Below are 16,138 nucleotides of genomic sequence, written 5' to 3' on the forward strand. Positions count from 1 at the left end.
GAAAACCGATCAGGCGGCGACGGTGACGACGCTCTCGGACGGGTCGCGCAGCACATAGCCGCGGCCCCAGACGGTTTCGATATAGTGTTTGCCGTCGGCGGCGGTGGCCAGCTTCTTGCGCAGTTTGCAGATGAAGACGTCGATGATCTTCAGCTCGGGCTCGTCCATACCGCCGTACAGGTGGTTCAGGAACATTTCCTTGGTCAGGGTTGTGCCCTTGCGGAGCGAGAGCAGCTCCAGCATCTGGTATTCCTTGCCCGTCAGGTGGACGCGGTGACCGTTCACCTCGACCGTCTTGGCGTCCAGGTTCACGGCGATCTCGCCGGTGTGGATGATCGCCTGGGCGTGACCCTTGGAGCGACGGACTACGGCGTGGGTGCGCGCGATCAGCTCGTCCTTGTGGAAGGGCTTGGTCATGTAGTCGTCGGCGCCGCCGCCGAAGGTCTTGACCTTGGTCTCGATCTCGTGGCTGCCCGACAGGATCATGACCGGCGTGTTGACCTTGCCGACGCGCAGCTGGCGCAGGACTTCCAGGCCGCTCATGTCCGGCAGGTTCAGGTCAAGCAGAATGAGGTCGTAGTCATAGATCTTGCCCAGATCGATGCCTTCTTCACCCAGGTCCGTCGTATAGACGTTGAAGCCTTCCGACTTCAGCATCAGTTCGATGCTTTGGGCGGTTGCGTGATCGTCTTCAATCAACAGGACGCGCATACGTGCCCCTCCAGGCAAAAGCTTTGTGGTAACCACCCCGACGAACGTCCGGGTAACCTTGTTCGCAAGTTAAGACGTGAAAACCTTAAGAAGGGTTAACGCCATCCGATTGAGTCGAATCTAGGGTGATTTGCGAATCGCCGTCGAGGGGTTGGAGTCAACGATTCGAAATTTATTAACCATGTTGCGTCGCTCGCCGCCGCACGCCCCCCCGCTTCATCCCCTCCATCCGCCGACATCCGACATAGGGTCGCCTTCACAACCTCAAGGCGGGCAAGGCGTCACGTCCGGCTTTGACGTGCAGTAGGACTTTATTCCTATCTCAAGGTCGGCGGCCCTCTATGCTGTCGTTATCGATTTCGAGAGCGGGAGGGTTTCGCCATGGAGGACTACAGGGTGCCGGTCAGCGAGGAGGACCGGGTCAAGGCGGGGCTGGCCATCCATCTGGTCGCGGCGCGCACGGGCGCGCAGCCGTCGCAGATGATCGGCGGGGGCCGGATGCACCCGCGCGCCGCCCGGCCGCGCTGGCTGGCCATGTATCTGTCGCATGTCGCCTTCGGCTGGACCCTGGAGCGGGTCAGCCACGTCTTCGGCGTCAATCGCGCCAGCGTCGGGACCGCCTGCCGCTGGGTCGAGGACGAGCGCGAACGACGCAATATCGACGACCTGCTGAACGAGCTGGAGACCTGTATCCAGGGCCTGTACCAGACCCCGCGCCTGGACCTGGTCCAATGAGCCGGCTGCTGGAACGCGCGCGCGGCCTGATGACGCGCCCCGGCGCCTGGCTGGGGGCCGACAGCCCGGGGAGTGGGGGCGTCTATGCGCTGCGCCTGTCGGCGGATCGCCGCAGCCGCATCAGCCTGACCCTGACCGAGGCCGAGTTCCGCGCCCTGGTCGATCAGCCGGGGCTGCGCGCGCGACCGGGCGGCGGCTGGTTCGCGCGAACGACGGCGGACGAAACCGCGCCCCCTCCCCCCGGCCGCCCCGGCTTCGTTGCGGGCGAGCGCGACGTGATGTTGGCCGACGGCCGGCTGGTGCGTCACCGCGCCAACCTGGGCGAGAGCCCCATCGCCTGGCTGGCGCGGCGCAAGGACGCCTCGGGCCGGCCCTGGCTGACCCCGGCCGAGGCCGCCGCCGGCGAGCGGCTGCGTCGCGAGGCGGAACAGGCGATGAAGGGGCCGTCGCTGACCATGCGTTGGGACGCCCTGCCCCACAGCGGGTCGGGGACCTCCGCCCGGATGGAGCCGACCGACCGCGCCCTGTCGGCCGCCCGCCGGGTCGAGAGCGCGCTCTGCGCCGTCGGCCCGCGCCTGCGCCCCATCCTGACCCGCATCTGCATCCACGGCGACAGCCTGCAACTGGCCGAAACCGGCCTGGGCCTGCGCCGCCGCCAAGGCAAGACGGTGCTGAAACAGGCGCTGCAAGCCCTGGCGGACCACTATGGGATCGGATGATTTGAGACGAAGTGCACAGATTGCACCCCAAAAATCGGCGCTCGAACACAGCGAGGATTTCCGAACCGGGGCGGCTGTGGCATCGTCTCTGGGTTGTCCTGCCCCACCGGAGATCTCCCCATGTCCCGTCCCCTGGCCTGCGCCCTGTCCACCCTGATGCTGGCGACCGCGCTGCCGGCGTCGGCCCAGACGCCCTCTGCGCTCAGAGACCTCGTCGGCGCCCGCGCGGGCCAGGCCGAGGGCGAGCTGAACCGTCGCGGCTATCAGGCCACGGATCGGTCCGAGGTCGTCGGCGACGGGCGCATGACCTATTGGCGGAACGGCAACGACTGCGTGTCGATCATGACGCGCGACGGCCGCTACGCCTCGATCAACCAGGCGGGCCGCAGCGAGTGCGGATCGGGCGGATCGGATCGGTCTAACGCCACGGCCATCGCCGCCGGGGTCGCCATCGTCGGCCTGGCCGCCGCCATCGCCGCCCATAACAACCATCACCGCGACGCCGACGCCGACCATGACCGGGAATATCAGCGCGGCTACGAGGCCGCCCTGCACGGCGCCGACTATGACGCCAACCATGAGACCGAGGGCTATCACGAAGGCTTCCTGGCCGGCGAGGACGAGGGTCAGAACCGCCGCCACGCCAACAGCGGCTGGATGCAGAACGCCCCATACGCCGCGCGCCAGGCCTGCTCGCGTCGCGCCGACGAGTTCCAGAACCGCCCCTATGGCTCCAGCGTGCCCATCGGCGTGCGCGACCTGGGACGCGGCGACTTCGAGCTGACGATGGCGACCGGCTCGTATCGTTCGCGCTGCACCGTCTCGGCCTCCGGCGACGTGCGCTCGATGGACCCCGGCTGAGGCTTCAGATCAGGGCGACCGGGATCAGGATCGCGAACAGATAGATCACCGCCCGGACCATGGCCCAGACCGCAATCCCGGCGCCCTTGCCGACGGAGACGTTCAGTCGCCGCGCGAACCAGTGCGACTGGACGAACAGGAACCAAGCCGCGCCGCCGATCATGATCGCCGCGCCGACGGCGTTGGGCAGTTCGGGCCGCTGGAAGATGGCCCCGCCCACCGAGACGCAGGCGGCGCAGACGGCCGCCAGATAGCATTGGCCATAGAAGGGCGCGCGCAGGGTCTCGCGGCTGATCCGCTTCTTCTGATGACGCAACAGGGTCACGGCGGCGACCAGGGGGATCAGGCTGAAGGCCAGGGAGCGGAACAGGACCAGGTTCTGCTGCGAGGCGAGCAGGATGTGGGTCGTCTCCGACGTCTCTTGCGGCGGCGGCACATGCAGGGCCAGCGAAATCAGATTGGCCAGGACGATGGTGGCCAACAGGAACAAGGGCGGGCTGAGCGCGTCGTCGTAACGATGCTCCTCGCTGTCGCCCTGCTCGCGGTCCGAATAGTCCATCGCCGCCAGCGGCCCGCGCACGATCCGCCACAGGGTCAGGGGATAGAAGAGCAGCCAGCTGACGGCCTCGAAGAGAAACTCCTCGAAACTGCGCAGGATCTTCAGCAGGTCCATTCCGCGTCCCTCGTCCACACCCCGCGATGGTGGGTCGTCGGGACGCCGGTGGCAAGGCCGTTAAGCCAGGGCCGCCTCGCGGATACGGCCGACCATGCTGTTCAGCCCGTTGGCGCGCTGGCGCGTCAGGGCCGACGGCAGGCCCAGCCGGTCCAGCGCGGCGCGGGCGTCGAAGGCCAGAATTTCGGCCGGGGTGCGGCCGGAATACAGCTTCAGCAACAGGGCGATATTGCCCTTGGACAGGGCGCTGTCGCTGTCGGCGGCGAACCACAGGCGATCCTCGGTCGGCTTCACGGCCAGCCAGACCTGGGCCGCACAGCCCGGCACCTTGTTGGCTTCGAAGCGGTCGGCCTCGTCCAGCGGGGCCAGCCCCTTGCCCAGTTCGATCACATATTCGATCCGCTGCTCCCAATCGCCCAGCAGGTCGAAATCCTCGGCCAGTTCGGCCAGGGTCTGGTCAATGCTTTCGGTCGGAGGGGTGCGCGCGCTCATGGCCCGCCAGATAGGCCGCCGGGCCGTTAACGACAACCGGCCGTTTTGTCCCCCGATATTCATGGTGAACGCCGCCATGGGGTTCGCCTTACGGGGGAGCGGCCTCGCTCCGACTCAAGGCGGGGACTAGTCTGGATGCAGACAGAACAACGGCCCGACCGCTTGAAAACCGACGCCCACGCCAGATTACAGGACGACCGACGCCCCCACGAACAAGGTGGCGCGCCGCTGGTCGCCCTGTGGCACGCGATCTGGGCCGTGGCGATCAGCCTGACGGCCCTGGCGGCCCAGATGCTGGACGGGCTGAAGGACGCGCCGCTGGCCGCCCTCTTGATCATGGCCTTCCCCGGCATCTTCGGAGTGGTGCTGATGGTGCGCGACACGGCGGGCCTGCGGTTCGCGACCATGGCCGGCTGGCTGCTGGCTGCGACGGCTTCGGCGGGGCTGACGGGGGGCACGACCGGGGCCTTGCCGGGACTGATCCTGATGCCTCTGGCCGCCGGGATCGCCCTCGATCACGGCAGGACAGGCGCCGACCGGCTGACGCGGCTGGGCGCCTTCGCGGTCATCCTGCCGCTGCTGTCAGGCCTGATCTCGACCTGGCTGAACGGGCCGGAGGCGCAAGCCCCTCTACTGGCGGCCGTCTCGGGCCTGCTGGCCATGGGCGCGATCATCGCCGCCATGCGCCTGACCTGGAGCGAGCGTCAAAGCCGCCTGGCCGACGCGGAAGAACAGGCCGCCCGCATCGCCGGCCTGCTGGAGGATCAACCGGCCCTGACCCTGGTGCTCGATCCGTCCGGCCGCGCCGTGGCGACCTGGGGCAATCCCCCGCCTGCCCTGTCGGTGCTGGCGCTCAGTGAACAGGGGCTGATCTCGGCCGTCCATGCGCCGGACCGCCCGGCCGTGTCCGCCGCCCTGGCCCGCGCCCTGTCGGGCCAACAGGTCGAGGTCCAGTTCACCCCGCGCATCGCCCTGGACCGCCGCGTGGTCATGATCCTGGGGCCGTTCCAGCACGATGCGGATCACCCCCGCCTGATCGCCCAGGCCTTCGACGGCACGGCCCAGTTCGCCCGCGAACTCGGCCTGGAGACCGCCCGCGTCGAGGCCGAGGCCCAGTCCGCCGGCAAGACCCGCTTCCTGGCGAACATGAGCCACGAGCTGCGCACCCCCCTGAACGCGGTCATCGGGTTCGCCGACATCATGCGCCAGAAGTTGTTCGGCCCCCTGCCCGAACGCTACGCCGGATACGCCGACGCCATCCACCAGGCGGGCGGCCATCTGCTGGACCTGATCAACGACGTGCTGGACCTGTCCAAGATCGAGGCCGAACGCTACCAGCTGGTCATGGAGGCCTTCGACGCCCGCGACGCCGTGTCCGCCGCCGTCGCCCTGGTCCGGCTCCAGGCCGACGACAAGGGCGTGGATCTCGCCGCCGTCCTGCCGTCCGAGCCGGTGAATGTCCGCGCCGACGCCCGCGCCCTGAAGCAGATGGCGCTGAATCTGCTGTCCAATGCGGTCAAGTTCACCCCCGCCGGCGGCTCGGTCACCATCACCCTGGACGCCGACGGCCCGGACCTGGACCTGGTCGTGTCCGACACCGGCGTCGGCATCGCCCCGCAAGACCTCAAACGCCTGGGCCGCCCCTTCGAACAGGCCGGCGGCGCCGACCAAAAGGCGCAAGGCACCGGCCTGGGCCTGTCCCTGGTCCGCAGCCTCACCGAACTGCACGGCGGCCGCATGACCATCGACAGCACCCTGGGCGAAGGCGCCGCGGTGATGATCCGGTTGCCGGTGATGGTGGTCGAAGAGGAGGCGAGCGAGACGGCCGCCGAAACCACAGATGTTAAGGTCGAGGTTTAATCCAAGAACCGAAAAGACGGCTCAAAATGGATCGCAGACCTTCGTCGCCAGCGGCCGAAACTTGGAAGAACGTCAGTTCATAGTCGATGTCGCCCAAACCCGGCTCGTCATTGAAGTGAACTTCAAAGGCCCGATCAGGAAAATCGACTGAGAGTTTCAGCTGATAGATCGCCTTGAGAACACGGCCAAGGTGGCGAAGCTGAGCTTCGGAAGTCGGCATGTCTGAGTGGATGTCCGCGATGTGGATGTGGTTGATGACGGCCTCGATACCTTTCCGGCTGTGACCGGTCTTTTCCCATTCTCGCAGATTGGCCTCGGTCGATCCTTGCCGAAGAACGTAGTCGTCGATCACCACGAACTCGGGCCAGAATACGAAGCTGTAGCCGACGGCCAAGTCGTAGTTGCCGGTCATCCATATCCAGCTCTCGGGATCGACCCCTCGACCGTTGTTCCAGAGTTTCGCGTCTGGGATGAGGTCATCGTCGCTAAGCATCGCCATGCTTCCTTCTGACGCCTGATGACTGGACTGCGGCGATGGCTTGGCGTCTTCACCGGATCTCTTCCGCCTCGCGCGCGAGCCGCTGCATCATCGGCGCACGGGTCGCAGCGACATCGATCATGGCCTCGGTGGTCGAGATCCGCCAGTGCCGCATCTCGCCCGGCCGCAGCGACAACACACCGTACATGGCGTCGATATAGTCGGGGTCGGTTGCGCTGTCGGACCGGATCATGTCCAGAAAGGCGGTGGCGGTTCCCGCCTCGCTCAGGGTCGCCTCTGGTCCGGACAGAGGGAATGGATCGCCGCGCACGAGAAAGCCCACGACCACCTCCCATACCAGTTCGAACGCGTCGTCGGACTCGGCCCCCAAGCCGGCACGTTCCCGAACGACGACCCGCAAGCCGCGATCGCTCAGCACTTCGATGCTGTCGAGAGCGGACGGGAAATGGATGGCTGGCGCATCGCGCATGGCTTGAACGCCCCTTCGCCTAAACCTGCCCCATCGCCAGGAACGCCCGGCCCGCCGCGAAATCGCCGGCCTCGAAGGTGGAGCGGGCGATGCTGCCGTCGCGGAACAGGAACTCGACGGTGAAGACCTCGCGCGGGTCCAGCGCGGCCAGCGTATCGGCGGCGGTGGCGGGGAACAGCCAGGCCTGACCGGCCGGGCGGCCTTCGGCCAGCAGCATGGTATCCGCGCTGGTCACGCCTGCGGCCCAGAAGGCGCGACGCTGGGAGACCGGCGGCAGTTCGTGCGCCAGCCACGGACGCGGCGCCACCGTGTGGTCGCGCATCACCACCCGCACTCCGGTCGGACGCGACCGACCCTGCCAGGACACCACGGCCGCCAGCTGATCGGGCCGGTCCATGCCGCCAACCACCCCGAACCGCACCGGCGAGGCGCCGGTGACGGTCGCCTGCATCAGCCGCCAGGTCGGGCGGGCGTATGCGGCGCGGTCCGCGCTCCAGCCCCGGCGCTCGCCGGGAAACTCCATCCGCGCCGTGCGCGACCAGCCGGAAAAGGCGGTCTGGACCCGGCCGCTGACCGTCTTCAGATCGGCCGAACCACACGGCGTCGTGCCCGCCCGCACCCGCGCCCGCTGCGCCGTCTCGGCCAGCTGCCGGTCGTTGGCGCCCGCGCGCAGGGCCGCGCCCCGCGCCTGATAGGCGGCGGCGGTCAGGGCGGCGGTCAGTTGCGGTTCGAACAGGCCGCAGCGGTCGTTGGCGGCCAGCACGAAGCTGCGCTCATAGAAGCGGTCTTGCGGCGCGGCGAACGACACGACGGGCGTCGCCGCGATCAGCACGGCGCACGTCAAAGCTCTGGCTTGCCGGGTGGAAAGGCCTATCCTCATGCCGCCACCCTAGCCCGCCAGGGTTGGGGTTCCGTGTTCGAGCAGGGTTAGCGAATTGCTTCTTTCCAGCGACCTGTGGGTCAGCGCCCTGATCCGCCGCGCCCAGATCGAGGGCGCCTATGCGACCGTGGTCGCCAGGGGCGACGACCGCGCCGGCACGGTCATCGTCAAGGCCTATGACACTTCGACCCGCACCGCGCGCCTCTATACCGAGGCCTTCGGAACCGACGGCGACCGCCTGTGGATCCAGCCGGTGACCAATGACAGCGAAAGCGAACTGGACGCCTACATCGCCCGCCAACGCGGCTACGACCCCGACCTGTGGGTCGTCGAGATCGAGGACAAACAGGGCCGGCACTTCATTACGGAGAAGGTGCAGGGATAGATCGCACCAAGCCTCTCCCTCCCCGGCACGGGGAGGGAAATCGTGCCTCAGCCCTTGCGCCCATCGAATTCCGCCCGCGCCGTCTCGATGCGGTCGATGTTCTTTTCGGCCCAGGTCCAGACGCCGCAGAAGGCTTCGGCCAGGGTGACGCCCAGGTCGGTCAGGCGGTATTCGACCCTGGGCGGGATGACCGGGTGGACGGTGCGGACCACCAGGCCGTCGCGCTCCATCTGACGCAGGGTCTGGGTCAGCATCTTCTGGCTGATGCCGCCGACCAGGTCGCCGACGCGGGTGAAGCGCTGCTCGCCGTGTTCGGCCAGGACCTCCAGGATCAGCATGGTCCACTTGTCCGCCACCCGGCCGATCACGTCGTTGACCAGAGCCTCGACGCGGGGGTCGGCGCATTCGCCGGTCTCGGGATGAGAAATTCTTGCGGGCGGAACGGCCGTCATGTCCAAATCTTTCGCTCGGGTAAGTATGGCGACTTTCGGTGCCTGCTTTCCAATGGAGAGCGTCAGGCATACCTCGTCTGTCGCAACGACGCACCCCCGTCAGGAAAGACACCCATGAACATCACCGGCAACACCATCCTGATCACCGGCGGCGGCTCCGGCATCGGCCGCGCCCTGGCCGAGGCCCTGCACGCACGCGGAAACCAGGTCGTCATCACCGGCCGCCGCGAGAGCGCGCTGAAGGCGGTGGTCGAGGCCAATCCGGGCATGGCCTGGGCCGCGCTGGACGTCGCCGATCCGACCGCGATCCGCGCCTTCGCCGCCCAGGTCGTGCGCGATCACCCCGCCCTGAACGTGGTGATCAACAACGCCGGCATCATGCAGGCCGAAGACCTGAAGGCCGAGCCGTTCGACCTGGACGTGGTGGACGCGACCATCACGACCAACCTGCTGGGGCCGATCCGCCTGACGGCGGCGCTGCTGCCGCATCTGCGGGCTCAGGCGGCGTCCACGGTGATCACCGTGACCTCGGGCCTGGCCTTCATCCCGCTGACGGCGACCCCGACCTACAACGCCACCAAGGCGGCGATCCATTCCTGGACCCAGTCGCTGCGGCATAAGCTGGCCGACACCTCGGTCGAGGTGCTGGAATTGGCCCCGCCCGCCGTCGCCACCGACCTGATGCCGGGCCATGCGGAGGACCCCAACTCCATGCCCCTGGCCGACTATACGGCCGAGGTGATCGGCCTGATCGAACGCGGCGAGACCCCGCGCGGCGAGATCCTGGTCGAACGGGTCAAGCCGCTGCGGTTCGCGGAGGTGAATGGCTATGAGGCGGTGTTCGAGCGTCTGAACGGCGCGCACTGACGGCGCGGACAAGGCTCTCCCTCCCCGTTCCGGGGAGGGTGGTCGCGCAGCGACCGGGTGGGGGCGGCCAGGCAAACACCCCAGATCTCGTTTGAAGTCAGATCGGTGCGCCGTCGCCTGGCCGCCCCCACCCGGCTTCGCCTGCGGCTCAGCCCCCCTCCCCCGCAGGGGGAGGGAAAGTTATGAGATCAATCGTCGTCCATCTTCAGCGCGGCGATGAAGGCTTCCTGCGGGATTTCGACCTTGCCGAACTGGCGCATCTTCTTCTTGCCGGCCTTCTGCTTCTCCAGCAGCTTCTTCTTGCGGGTGGCGTCGCCGCCGTAGCATTTCGAGGTCACGTCCTTGCGGAGCGCACGCACCGTCTCGCGGGCGATGATCTTGCCGCCGATGGCCGCCTGGATCGGGATGACGAACAGATGGGGCGGGATCAGTTCCTTCATCTTCTCGACCATGCCCCGGCCGCGCGTCTCGGCGCGGGCGCGGTGGACCAGCATGGACAGGGCGTCCACCGGCTCGGCGTTGACCAGGATGTTCATCTTGACCAGGTCGCCGACCTTGTACTCGGTGATCTCATAGTCGAACGAGGCGTAACCCTTCGAGATCGACTTCAGCCGGTCGTAGAAGTCGAACACCACCTCGTTCAGCGGCAGCTCATAGACCACCATGGCGCGGCTGCCGACGTAGGACAGTTCGATCTGCTGGCCGCGACGGTCCTGGCACAGCTTGATCACGCTACCGAGGTATTCGTCGGGCGTCAGGATGGTGGCCTTGATCCAGGGCTCGGAAATGGTCTCAATCTGCATCACGTCGGGCAGGTCGGCCGGGTTGTGCAGGTCGATCTCGGAGCCGTCGCGCAGGCCGATCTTGTAGACCACCGACGGCGCCGTCGCGATCAGATCGAGGTTGAACTCGCGGCTGAGACGCTCCTGGATGATCTCCAGGTGCAGCAAACCCAGGAAGCCGCAGCGGAAGCCGAAGCCCAGGGCGGCCGAGCTTTCCATCTCATAGGTGAAGGAGGCGTCGTTCAGACGCAGCTTGCCGATGGCGGCGCGCAGGTCTTCGAAGTCGGCGGCGTCTACCGGAAACAGCCCGCAGAAGACCACCGACTGGACTTCCTTGAACCCTCGCAGCGGTTCGGCGGTCGGCTTCTTTTCGTCGGTGATGGTGTCGCCGACGGCGGCGTGGGCCACTTCCTTGATCTGGGCGGTGATGAAGCCGACCTCGCCGGGGCCGAGCTGATCGACCGGCGTGTTCTTGGGCAGGAAGACGCCGACCCGGTCGATCAGGTGGGTCGAGCCGTTGCGCATCATCTTGACCCGCATGCCGGTCTTCAGCACGCCGTCGAAGACGCGCACCAGCACGACGACGCCCAGGTAGGGGTCGTACCAAGCGTCCACCAGCATGGCCTTCAGCGGCGCATTGGCGTCGCCCTTGGGCGCCGGAAGCTTGGTGACGATGGCTTCCAGCACGTCCTCGATGCCGATGCCGGACTTGGCGCTGCACAGCACGGCTTCGGAGGCGTCGATGCCGATCACATCCTCGATCTGGGCGCGGACCCGCTCGGGCTCGGCGGCCGGCAGATCGACCTTGTTCAGGACCGGGACGATCTCGTGATTGTTGTCGATGGCCTGATAGACATTGGCCAGGGTCTGGGCCTCGACGCCTTGCGAGGCGTCCACGACCAGCAGCGACCCCTCGCAGGCGGCCAGGGACCGGCTGACCTCATAGGCGAAGTCCACGTGGCCCGGCGTGTCCATCAGGTTCAGGACATAGTCCTGGCCGTCCTTGGCCCGGTAGTTCAGGCGCACGGTCTGCGCCTTGATGGTGATGCCCCGTTCCTTCTCGATGTCCATGTTGTCGAGCACCTGCTCGGACATCTCGCGCGCGGTCAGGCCGCCGGTGTGCTGGATCAGTCGGTCGGACAGGGTCGACTTGCCGTGGTCGATGTGCGCGACCACGCTGAAGTTGCGAATGTTCGAGATAGGGGGAGTCGTCATCCGCGCGCCCCTATCACGCGTAGAGGGCGGGGACCAGTCGCACGGCCGATCCCGCCCGCGCCTTAGGTCACATTAAGCCTTCGCAATAAACGCCTTCGCCGTTTGAGAAGGTTTCGCGGACGCGGTATGGGACAGACCTCCCGATAACCGGCGCGAGCCGGCGATCCGCTTCGCCTGCAACCGAGGATTTCCCCCGTGTCCAAGACGACCCGCACCGTTCTCAACGTCGGCGCCATGGCCCTGTCGGCCTTCCTGCTGGCGAGTTGCGGCGGACATGGCGAGGAAAAGACGGACGAAAAGGCCGGAGGCGGCTCGCGCCAGACCGTCAGCGCTGCGACCGTCGCCCAGACGAGCCTGAACCGCACCGTCACCGCCTCGGGCACCGTCTCGGCCTGGGAAGAGGTGCCGGTGGCGGCCGAGACCGGCGGCCTGACCGCCGTCGCCGTCTATGTGGACGAAGGCTCCTACGTGCGTCAGGGCCAGGCCCTGGTGCAGATGAACGACGTCCTGCTGCGCGCCCAGTTGCAGCAGCAGCAGGCCCAGGTCCAGCTGGCCCAGGCCAATGTGTCGCGCGATGACGCCGCCCTGGACCGCGCCCAGCAGTTGAAGGAGCGCGGCTTCCTCAGCCAGGCGTCGCTGGACACGGCCCTGGCCAACCAGCGCGCCTCCAACGCCAATCTAGCTGCCGCCCGCGCCACCCTGGCCCAGACCCAGACCCAGCTGTCGCAGGCGACCATCCGCGCGCCCGTCGGCGGCCTGATCATCAGCCGCAGCGTGACCAAGGGCCAGATCATCGCCGCCGGGACCGAACTGTTCCGCATGGTCCGTGACGGCCGGCTTGAGCTGGACGCCCAGGTGCCCGAGACGGAGCTGGGCCTGATCCGCGCCGGTCAGTCGGCGACCGTGACCTCCAGCGAGGCGGGTCAGACCACCGGCTCGGTCCGCATCGTCACGCCCGAGGTCAACGCCACCACCCGCCTGGGCCTGGCGCGCATCTCGCTGGCGCCCGGCGCCCAGCTGCGCCCCGGCATGTTCGCCCGCGCCGACATCGCCGTCGGCGACCAGCCGGCGACCACCGTGCCGACCGGCGCGGTGCTGTATCGCGAGAACAAGCCCGGCGTCTTCGTCGTCAACGGCGACAGCACGGTCCACTTCCAGCCCGTGACCATCCTGTCGCGCACCGAGACCCAGACGGCGGTCAGCGGCGTCAACGTCGGCGTCCGCGTCGCCGTGGACGGGGCCGGCTTCCTGAACGAGGGCGACCGCGTCAACGTCGCCCAGGCCGTGGGCGCGGCCCCCGCCGCACCTGCCGCCCAACCTGCGGCCCCGGCGGCCAAGAAGTAGGACCGACGACCATGAATCAGATGTCGTCTTGGGCGATCAAGAACCCGATCCCGATCATCCTGCTGTTCCTGCTGCTGACGCTCGGCGGCGTGGTCGGCTTCATGGGGATGCGGATCAATCAGAACCCCGACATCGACTTCCCGCTGGTCGCCGTCACGGCCGCCCGCCCCGGCTCGGCCCCGGCGGAGATGGAGGTCCAGGTCACGCGCCTGATCGAGGATTCGCTGGCCGGCCTGTCCGGCGTGCGCCACATCACGTCCAACATCACCGATGGTGTGTCCTCCACGACGATCGAGTTCGAACTGGGCACCGACACCGACCGCGCGACCAACGACGTGCGCAACGCCATGACGGGCCTGCGCGCCAGCCTGCCACAGGACATGCAGGAACCGGCGGTCCAGCGCATCGACATCACCGGCGACGCCCTGATCACCTATGTGGTCCGCTCGCCGACCATGACGCCGGAAGAGATCAGCTGGTTCATCGACAACGAGGTCAGCCGGGGCCTGCTGGCGCTGGGCGGCGTGGGCGAAGTCAACCGCTCGGGCGGGGTGGATCGCGAGATCCGCGTCGAGCTGGATCCGCAACGGCTCGCCGCCTATGGCGTCACCGCCGCCGAGGTCAGCCAGGCGCTGAACAACGTCAACAACAACCTGCCGGGCGGCCGCGTCACCATCGCCGGGTCCGAGCGCGCCGTGCGCACCCTGGGCGCCGCGACCTCTGTGGCGCAACTGCGCGAGACCCTGGTCCCCCTGGGCGACGGCAAGACCATCCGCCTGGATGACCTGGGCACGGTCGAGGACAAGTGGAGCGAACCGCGCCGCCTGGCCCGCTACAACGGCCAGGAGGCCGTCACCTTCAACTTCCTGCGTTCGCGCACCGCCTCCGAGGTCAAGGTCGCCGAGAAGGTCCGCGAAGAGGTCAAGAAACTCGACGACGCCCATCCCGAACTGACGATCCAGCAGGTCACGGCCAGCGTCGAACAGATCGAGGAAAGCTACCTGGCGTCGCTGGAGGCCCTGCTGCTGGGCGCCGTCTTGGCGGTCATCATCGTCTTCATCTTCCTGCGCGACTGGCGGGCCACCTTCATCGCGGCCATGGCCATGCCGATGTCGCTGATCCCGACCTTCGCCATCCTGGGCCCGCTGGATCAGTCGCTGAACGTGGTGACCCTGCTGGCCCTGTCGCTTACCATCGGCATCCTGGTCGACGACGCCATCGTGGAGATCGAGAACATCGTCCGCCACATGCGTGACGGCAAGCCGCCCTATGACGCCTCGCTGGAGGCGGCGGACGAGATCGGCCTGGCGGTCGTGGCCACCACCGCCACCATCATCGCCGTCTTCGCGCCCGTAGGCTTCATGCCGGGCATAATCGGCCAGTTCTTCAAGGCCTTCGCCCTGGCCGCCTGCGTCTCCGTGGCCTTCTCGCTGCTGGTCGCACGGACCCTGACGCCGCTGATGGCGGCCTTCATCCTGAAACACACCAACCACGAGGACCGCGATCCCTTCTGGATGTCGGGCTATCTGAAGGCCCTGCGCTGGTCGCTGGGCAACCGCTGGAAGGTATTGATCCTCGGCGTGCTGTTCCTGGTCGGCTCCGTCGCCACGGCCGTCGTGGCCAAGATGTCGTTCGAGTTCATGTCGCCCGGCGACGTGGCCCGCGCCGCCTTCCAGGTCGAGCTGCCGCCCGGCTCGACCCTGCGCCAGACCGACGCCGTGGTTCAGCAGGTCACCAAGCGGCTGGAAGCCCGCCCCGAGGTCACCTCCGTCTATGCCGCCGTCGGCGGTCAGGACGTGACCCAGGCCAATGTCTATGCCGACATGGTGCCCAAGGGCGACCGCGACCTGAGCCAGCAGGCCTTTGCGCGGGTCATGGTGGACGAGCTGAAACAGATCCCCGGCGCCCGCATCCGTGCGGGTATCGCCCAGCAGGGCGGCGGTCCGGGCGACGGCACCAGCTACACCTTCTCGATCCTGAGCGATAATCCCGACGCCCTGAACGCCGCAGCGCGCAAGGTCGAAGAGGAGATGCGCGGCGTTCCCGGCCTGGCCAACGTCGTCAACTCGGCCGCCATCGCCCGTCCCGAAATCCTGGTCACGCCGCGCCCCGACGAGGCGGCTTTAGCCGGCGTTTCGGCCGGCGCCATCTCCCAGGCCGTGCGGGTCGCCACCATCGGCGACGTGGATCAGAACCTGCCCAAATACAATCTGGGCGACCGCCAGATCCCGATCCGCCTGCAGCTGACCGAGGAAGCCCGCGAGGATCTGAGCGTGCTGGAGAACCTGCGCGTGCCGGGCAACAACGGCGCCTCGGTGCCGCTGAGCGCCGTCGCCGACATCCAGTTCGGGGCCGGTCCCGCCACCGTCACCCGCCAGGACCGGTCGCGGATCGCCTCGATCAGCGCCGAGCTGGACGGCATCGCCACCGGCGCGGCAGGCGCAGCGGTCAACCGCCTGCCCTCGGTCCAGAACCTGCCCGCCGGCGTGCGCCAGGTGCCGGCCGGCGACGCCGAGTTCATCCAGGAGATGCTGACCGGCTTCGCCATCGCCTTCGCCTCTGGCATATTGCTGATGTACGCGGTGCTGACGCTGCTGTTCAAAAGCTTCGCCTATCCGATCACCATCATGGCGGCCCTGCCCCTGGCCATCGGCGGCGCCTTCATCGCCCTGGCCATCGGCGGCGCCAACTTCTCCATGTCGGCCCTGATCGGGGTGCTGATGCTGATGGGGATCGCGGCCAAGAACTCCATCCTGCTGGTCGATTACGTCATCATGGCCGAGCGGGACGGCATGCCGCGCCACGAGGCCATCATGGATGCGGCGCACAAGCGCGCCCGTCCCATCCTGATGACCACCTTCGCCATGGGGGCGGGCATGGTGCCCATCGCCATGGGGGTGGGGGCCGATGTCCAGTTCCGCTCGCCCATGGCCATCGCCGTGCTGGGCGGACTGATCTCCTCGACCTTCCTGTCCCTGCTCTACATCCCCGCCATCTTCACCATCGTCGACGACATCGCCGGCTGGGGCCGCCGCATCCTGCACCGCAAGACGGCCGGACAGCGCGAGCTGGCCAAGCCGAGGCCGGGGACAGTGGTGAAATAGAGAGAGCTGCCGCTTGTCTCCTCCCCGTTCGCCGCTTGGCGAATGGGGAGGGGGACCGCGAAGCGGTGGAGGGGCTCTTGAAGTTCGCAC

Annotated in this window: 16 protein-coding genes; 8 read left to right on the forward strand and 8 right to left on the reverse strand. The window is 67.7% G+C overall.

From position 1 onward, the window contains the following. Window positions 1-9 precede the first annotated feature (9 nt). Window positions 10-711, reverse strand: coding sequence for a response regulator transcription factor CtrA (ctrA, locus tag ACQY72_RS06490; protein ID WP_135193504.1), 702 nt, complete (start codon window positions 709-711; stop codon window positions 10-12). Window positions 712-1,092: 381 nt separating this feature from the next. On the opposite strand from ctrA, the gene ACQY72_RS06495 reads away from it, so the two are divergent. The 3 genes from ACQY72_RS06495 (at window position 1,093) to ACQY72_RS06505 (ending at window position 3,026) form a co-directional block, all read left to right on the forward strand. Further along, window positions 1,093-1,446 (forward strand): chromosomal replication initiator DnaA, encoded by a 354-nt coding sequence (locus ACQY72_RS06495; protein WP_428156427.1) that lies wholly within the window; start codon window positions 1,093-1,095, stop codon window positions 1,444-1,446. Continuing rightward, on the forward strand, window positions 1,443-2,165 hold the full coding sequence (locus ACQY72_RS06500) for a DUF6456 domain-containing protein (RefSeq protein ID WP_428156428.1): 723 nt from the start codon (window positions 1,443-1,445) through the stop codon (window positions 2,163-2,165). The genes ACQY72_RS06495 and ACQY72_RS06500 overlap by 4 nt, the downstream gene beginning before the upstream one ends. A gap of 120 nt (window positions 2,166-2,285) precedes the next feature. Next, a complete protein-coding gene (locus ACQY72_RS06505; protein ID WP_428156429.1) occupies window positions 2,286-3,026 on the forward strand; it encodes a hypothetical protein in 741 nt (246 codons plus the stop codon). A 4-nt stretch (window positions 3,027-3,030) separates the two neighbouring features. Here the strand turns inward: ACQY72_RS06505 and ACQY72_RS06510 are convergent, their stop codons facing one another. After that, window positions 3,031-3,699 carry a hypothetical protein gene (locus ACQY72_RS06510; protein WP_428156430.1) on the reverse strand — a complete coding sequence of 223 codons (669 nt, stop codon included), beginning with the start codon at window positions 3,697-3,699 and terminating at the stop codon, window positions 3,031-3,033. A gap of 60 nt (window positions 3,700-3,759) precedes the next feature. After that, window positions 3,760-4,191: a SufE family protein gene (locus ACQY72_RS06515; protein WP_428156431.1), complete on the reverse strand. Its 432-nt coding sequence runs from the start codon at window positions 4,189-4,191 to the stop codon at window positions 3,760-3,762. A 135-nt stretch (window positions 4,192-4,326) separates the two neighbouring features. Here ACQY72_RS06515 and ACQY72_RS06520 point away from each other — a divergent pair, with 135 nt between their 5' ends. Next, window positions 4,327-6,051 carry a sensor histidine kinase gene (locus tag ACQY72_RS06520; protein WP_428156432.1) on the forward strand — a complete coding sequence of 575 codons (1,725 nt, stop codon included), beginning with the start codon at window positions 4,327-4,329 and terminating at the stop codon, window positions 6,049-6,051. Here ACQY72_RS06520 and ACQY72_RS06525 read toward each other — a convergent pair. Genes ACQY72_RS06525 through ACQY72_RS06535 form a run of 3 tightly spaced genes read right to left on the reverse strand, consistent with a single transcriptional unit; the run spans window position 6,035 to window position 7,863 of the window. After that, entirely contained in the window at window positions 6,035-6,550 is a 516-nt protein-coding gene (locus ACQY72_RS06525; protein WP_428156433.1) for a hypothetical protein, read from the reverse strand. The genes ACQY72_RS06520 and ACQY72_RS06525 overlap by 17 nt on opposite strands. A gap of 49 nt (window positions 6,551-6,599) precedes the next feature. After that, window positions 6,600-7,019, reverse strand: a complete 420-nt coding sequence (locus ACQY72_RS06530; RefSeq protein WP_428156434.1) for a hypothetical protein — start codon at window positions 7,017-7,019, stop codon at window positions 6,600-6,602. Between the two features lie 19 nt (window positions 7,020-7,038). Further along, a complete protein-coding gene (locus tag ACQY72_RS06535) occupies window positions 7,039-7,863 on the reverse strand; it encodes a hypothetical protein (protein ID WP_428156435.1) in 825 nt (274 codons plus the stop codon). Window positions 7,864-7,954: 91 nt separating this feature from the next. On the opposite strand from ACQY72_RS06535, the gene ACQY72_RS06540 reads away from it, so the two are divergent. Then, a complete protein-coding gene (locus ACQY72_RS06540) occupies window positions 7,955-8,284 on the forward strand; it encodes a DUF1491 family protein (protein ID WP_428156436.1) in 330 nt (109 codons plus the stop codon). Window positions 8,285-8,331: 47 nt separating this feature from the next. Here ACQY72_RS06540 and ACQY72_RS06545 read toward each other — a convergent pair whose 3' ends face one another. Next, entirely contained in the window at window positions 8,332-8,736 is a 405-nt protein-coding gene (locus ACQY72_RS06545) for a winged helix-turn-helix transcriptional regulator (RefSeq protein ID WP_428156437.1), read from the reverse strand. Window positions 8,737-8,850: 114 nt separating this feature from the next. Here ACQY72_RS06545 and ACQY72_RS06550 point away from each other — a divergent pair, with 114 nt between their 5' ends. Beyond that, window positions 8,851-9,603 (forward strand): SDR family oxidoreductase, encoded by a 753-nt coding sequence (locus tag ACQY72_RS06550; protein WP_428156438.1) that lies wholly within the window; start codon window positions 8,851-8,853, stop codon window positions 9,601-9,603. Window positions 9,604-9,791: 188 nt separating this feature from the next. Here the strand turns inward: ACQY72_RS06550 and lepA are convergent, their stop codons facing one another. Beyond that, the gene (lepA, locus tag ACQY72_RS06555; protein WP_428156439.1) at window positions 9,792-11,600 is read right to left on the reverse strand and encodes a translation elongation factor 4; all 1,809 of its coding nucleotides are present in this window, start codon (window positions 11,598-11,600) and stop codon (window positions 9,792-9,794) included. 195 nt (window positions 11,601-11,795) lie between these two features. Here lepA and ACQY72_RS06560 point away from each other — a divergent pair, with 195 nt between their 5' ends. Continuing rightward, on the forward strand, window positions 11,796-12,944 hold the full coding sequence (locus tag ACQY72_RS06560; protein ID WP_428156440.1) for an efflux RND transporter periplasmic adaptor subunit: 1,149 nt from the start codon (window positions 11,796-11,798) through the stop codon (window positions 12,942-12,944). Window positions 12,945-12,955: 11 nt separating this feature from the next. Further along, the gene (locus ACQY72_RS06565) at window positions 12,956-16,048 is read left to right on the forward strand and encodes an efflux RND transporter permease subunit (RefSeq protein WP_428156441.1); all 3,093 of its coding nucleotides are present in this window, start codon (window positions 12,956-12,958) and stop codon (window positions 16,046-16,048) included. The last annotated feature ends 90 nt before the right edge of the window (window positions 16,049-16,138 follow it).

This window comes from Brevundimonas sp., assembly GCF_965279155.1.
Classification (GTDB): domain Bacteria; phylum Pseudomonadota; class Alphaproteobacteria; order Caulobacterales; family Caulobacteraceae; genus Brevundimonas.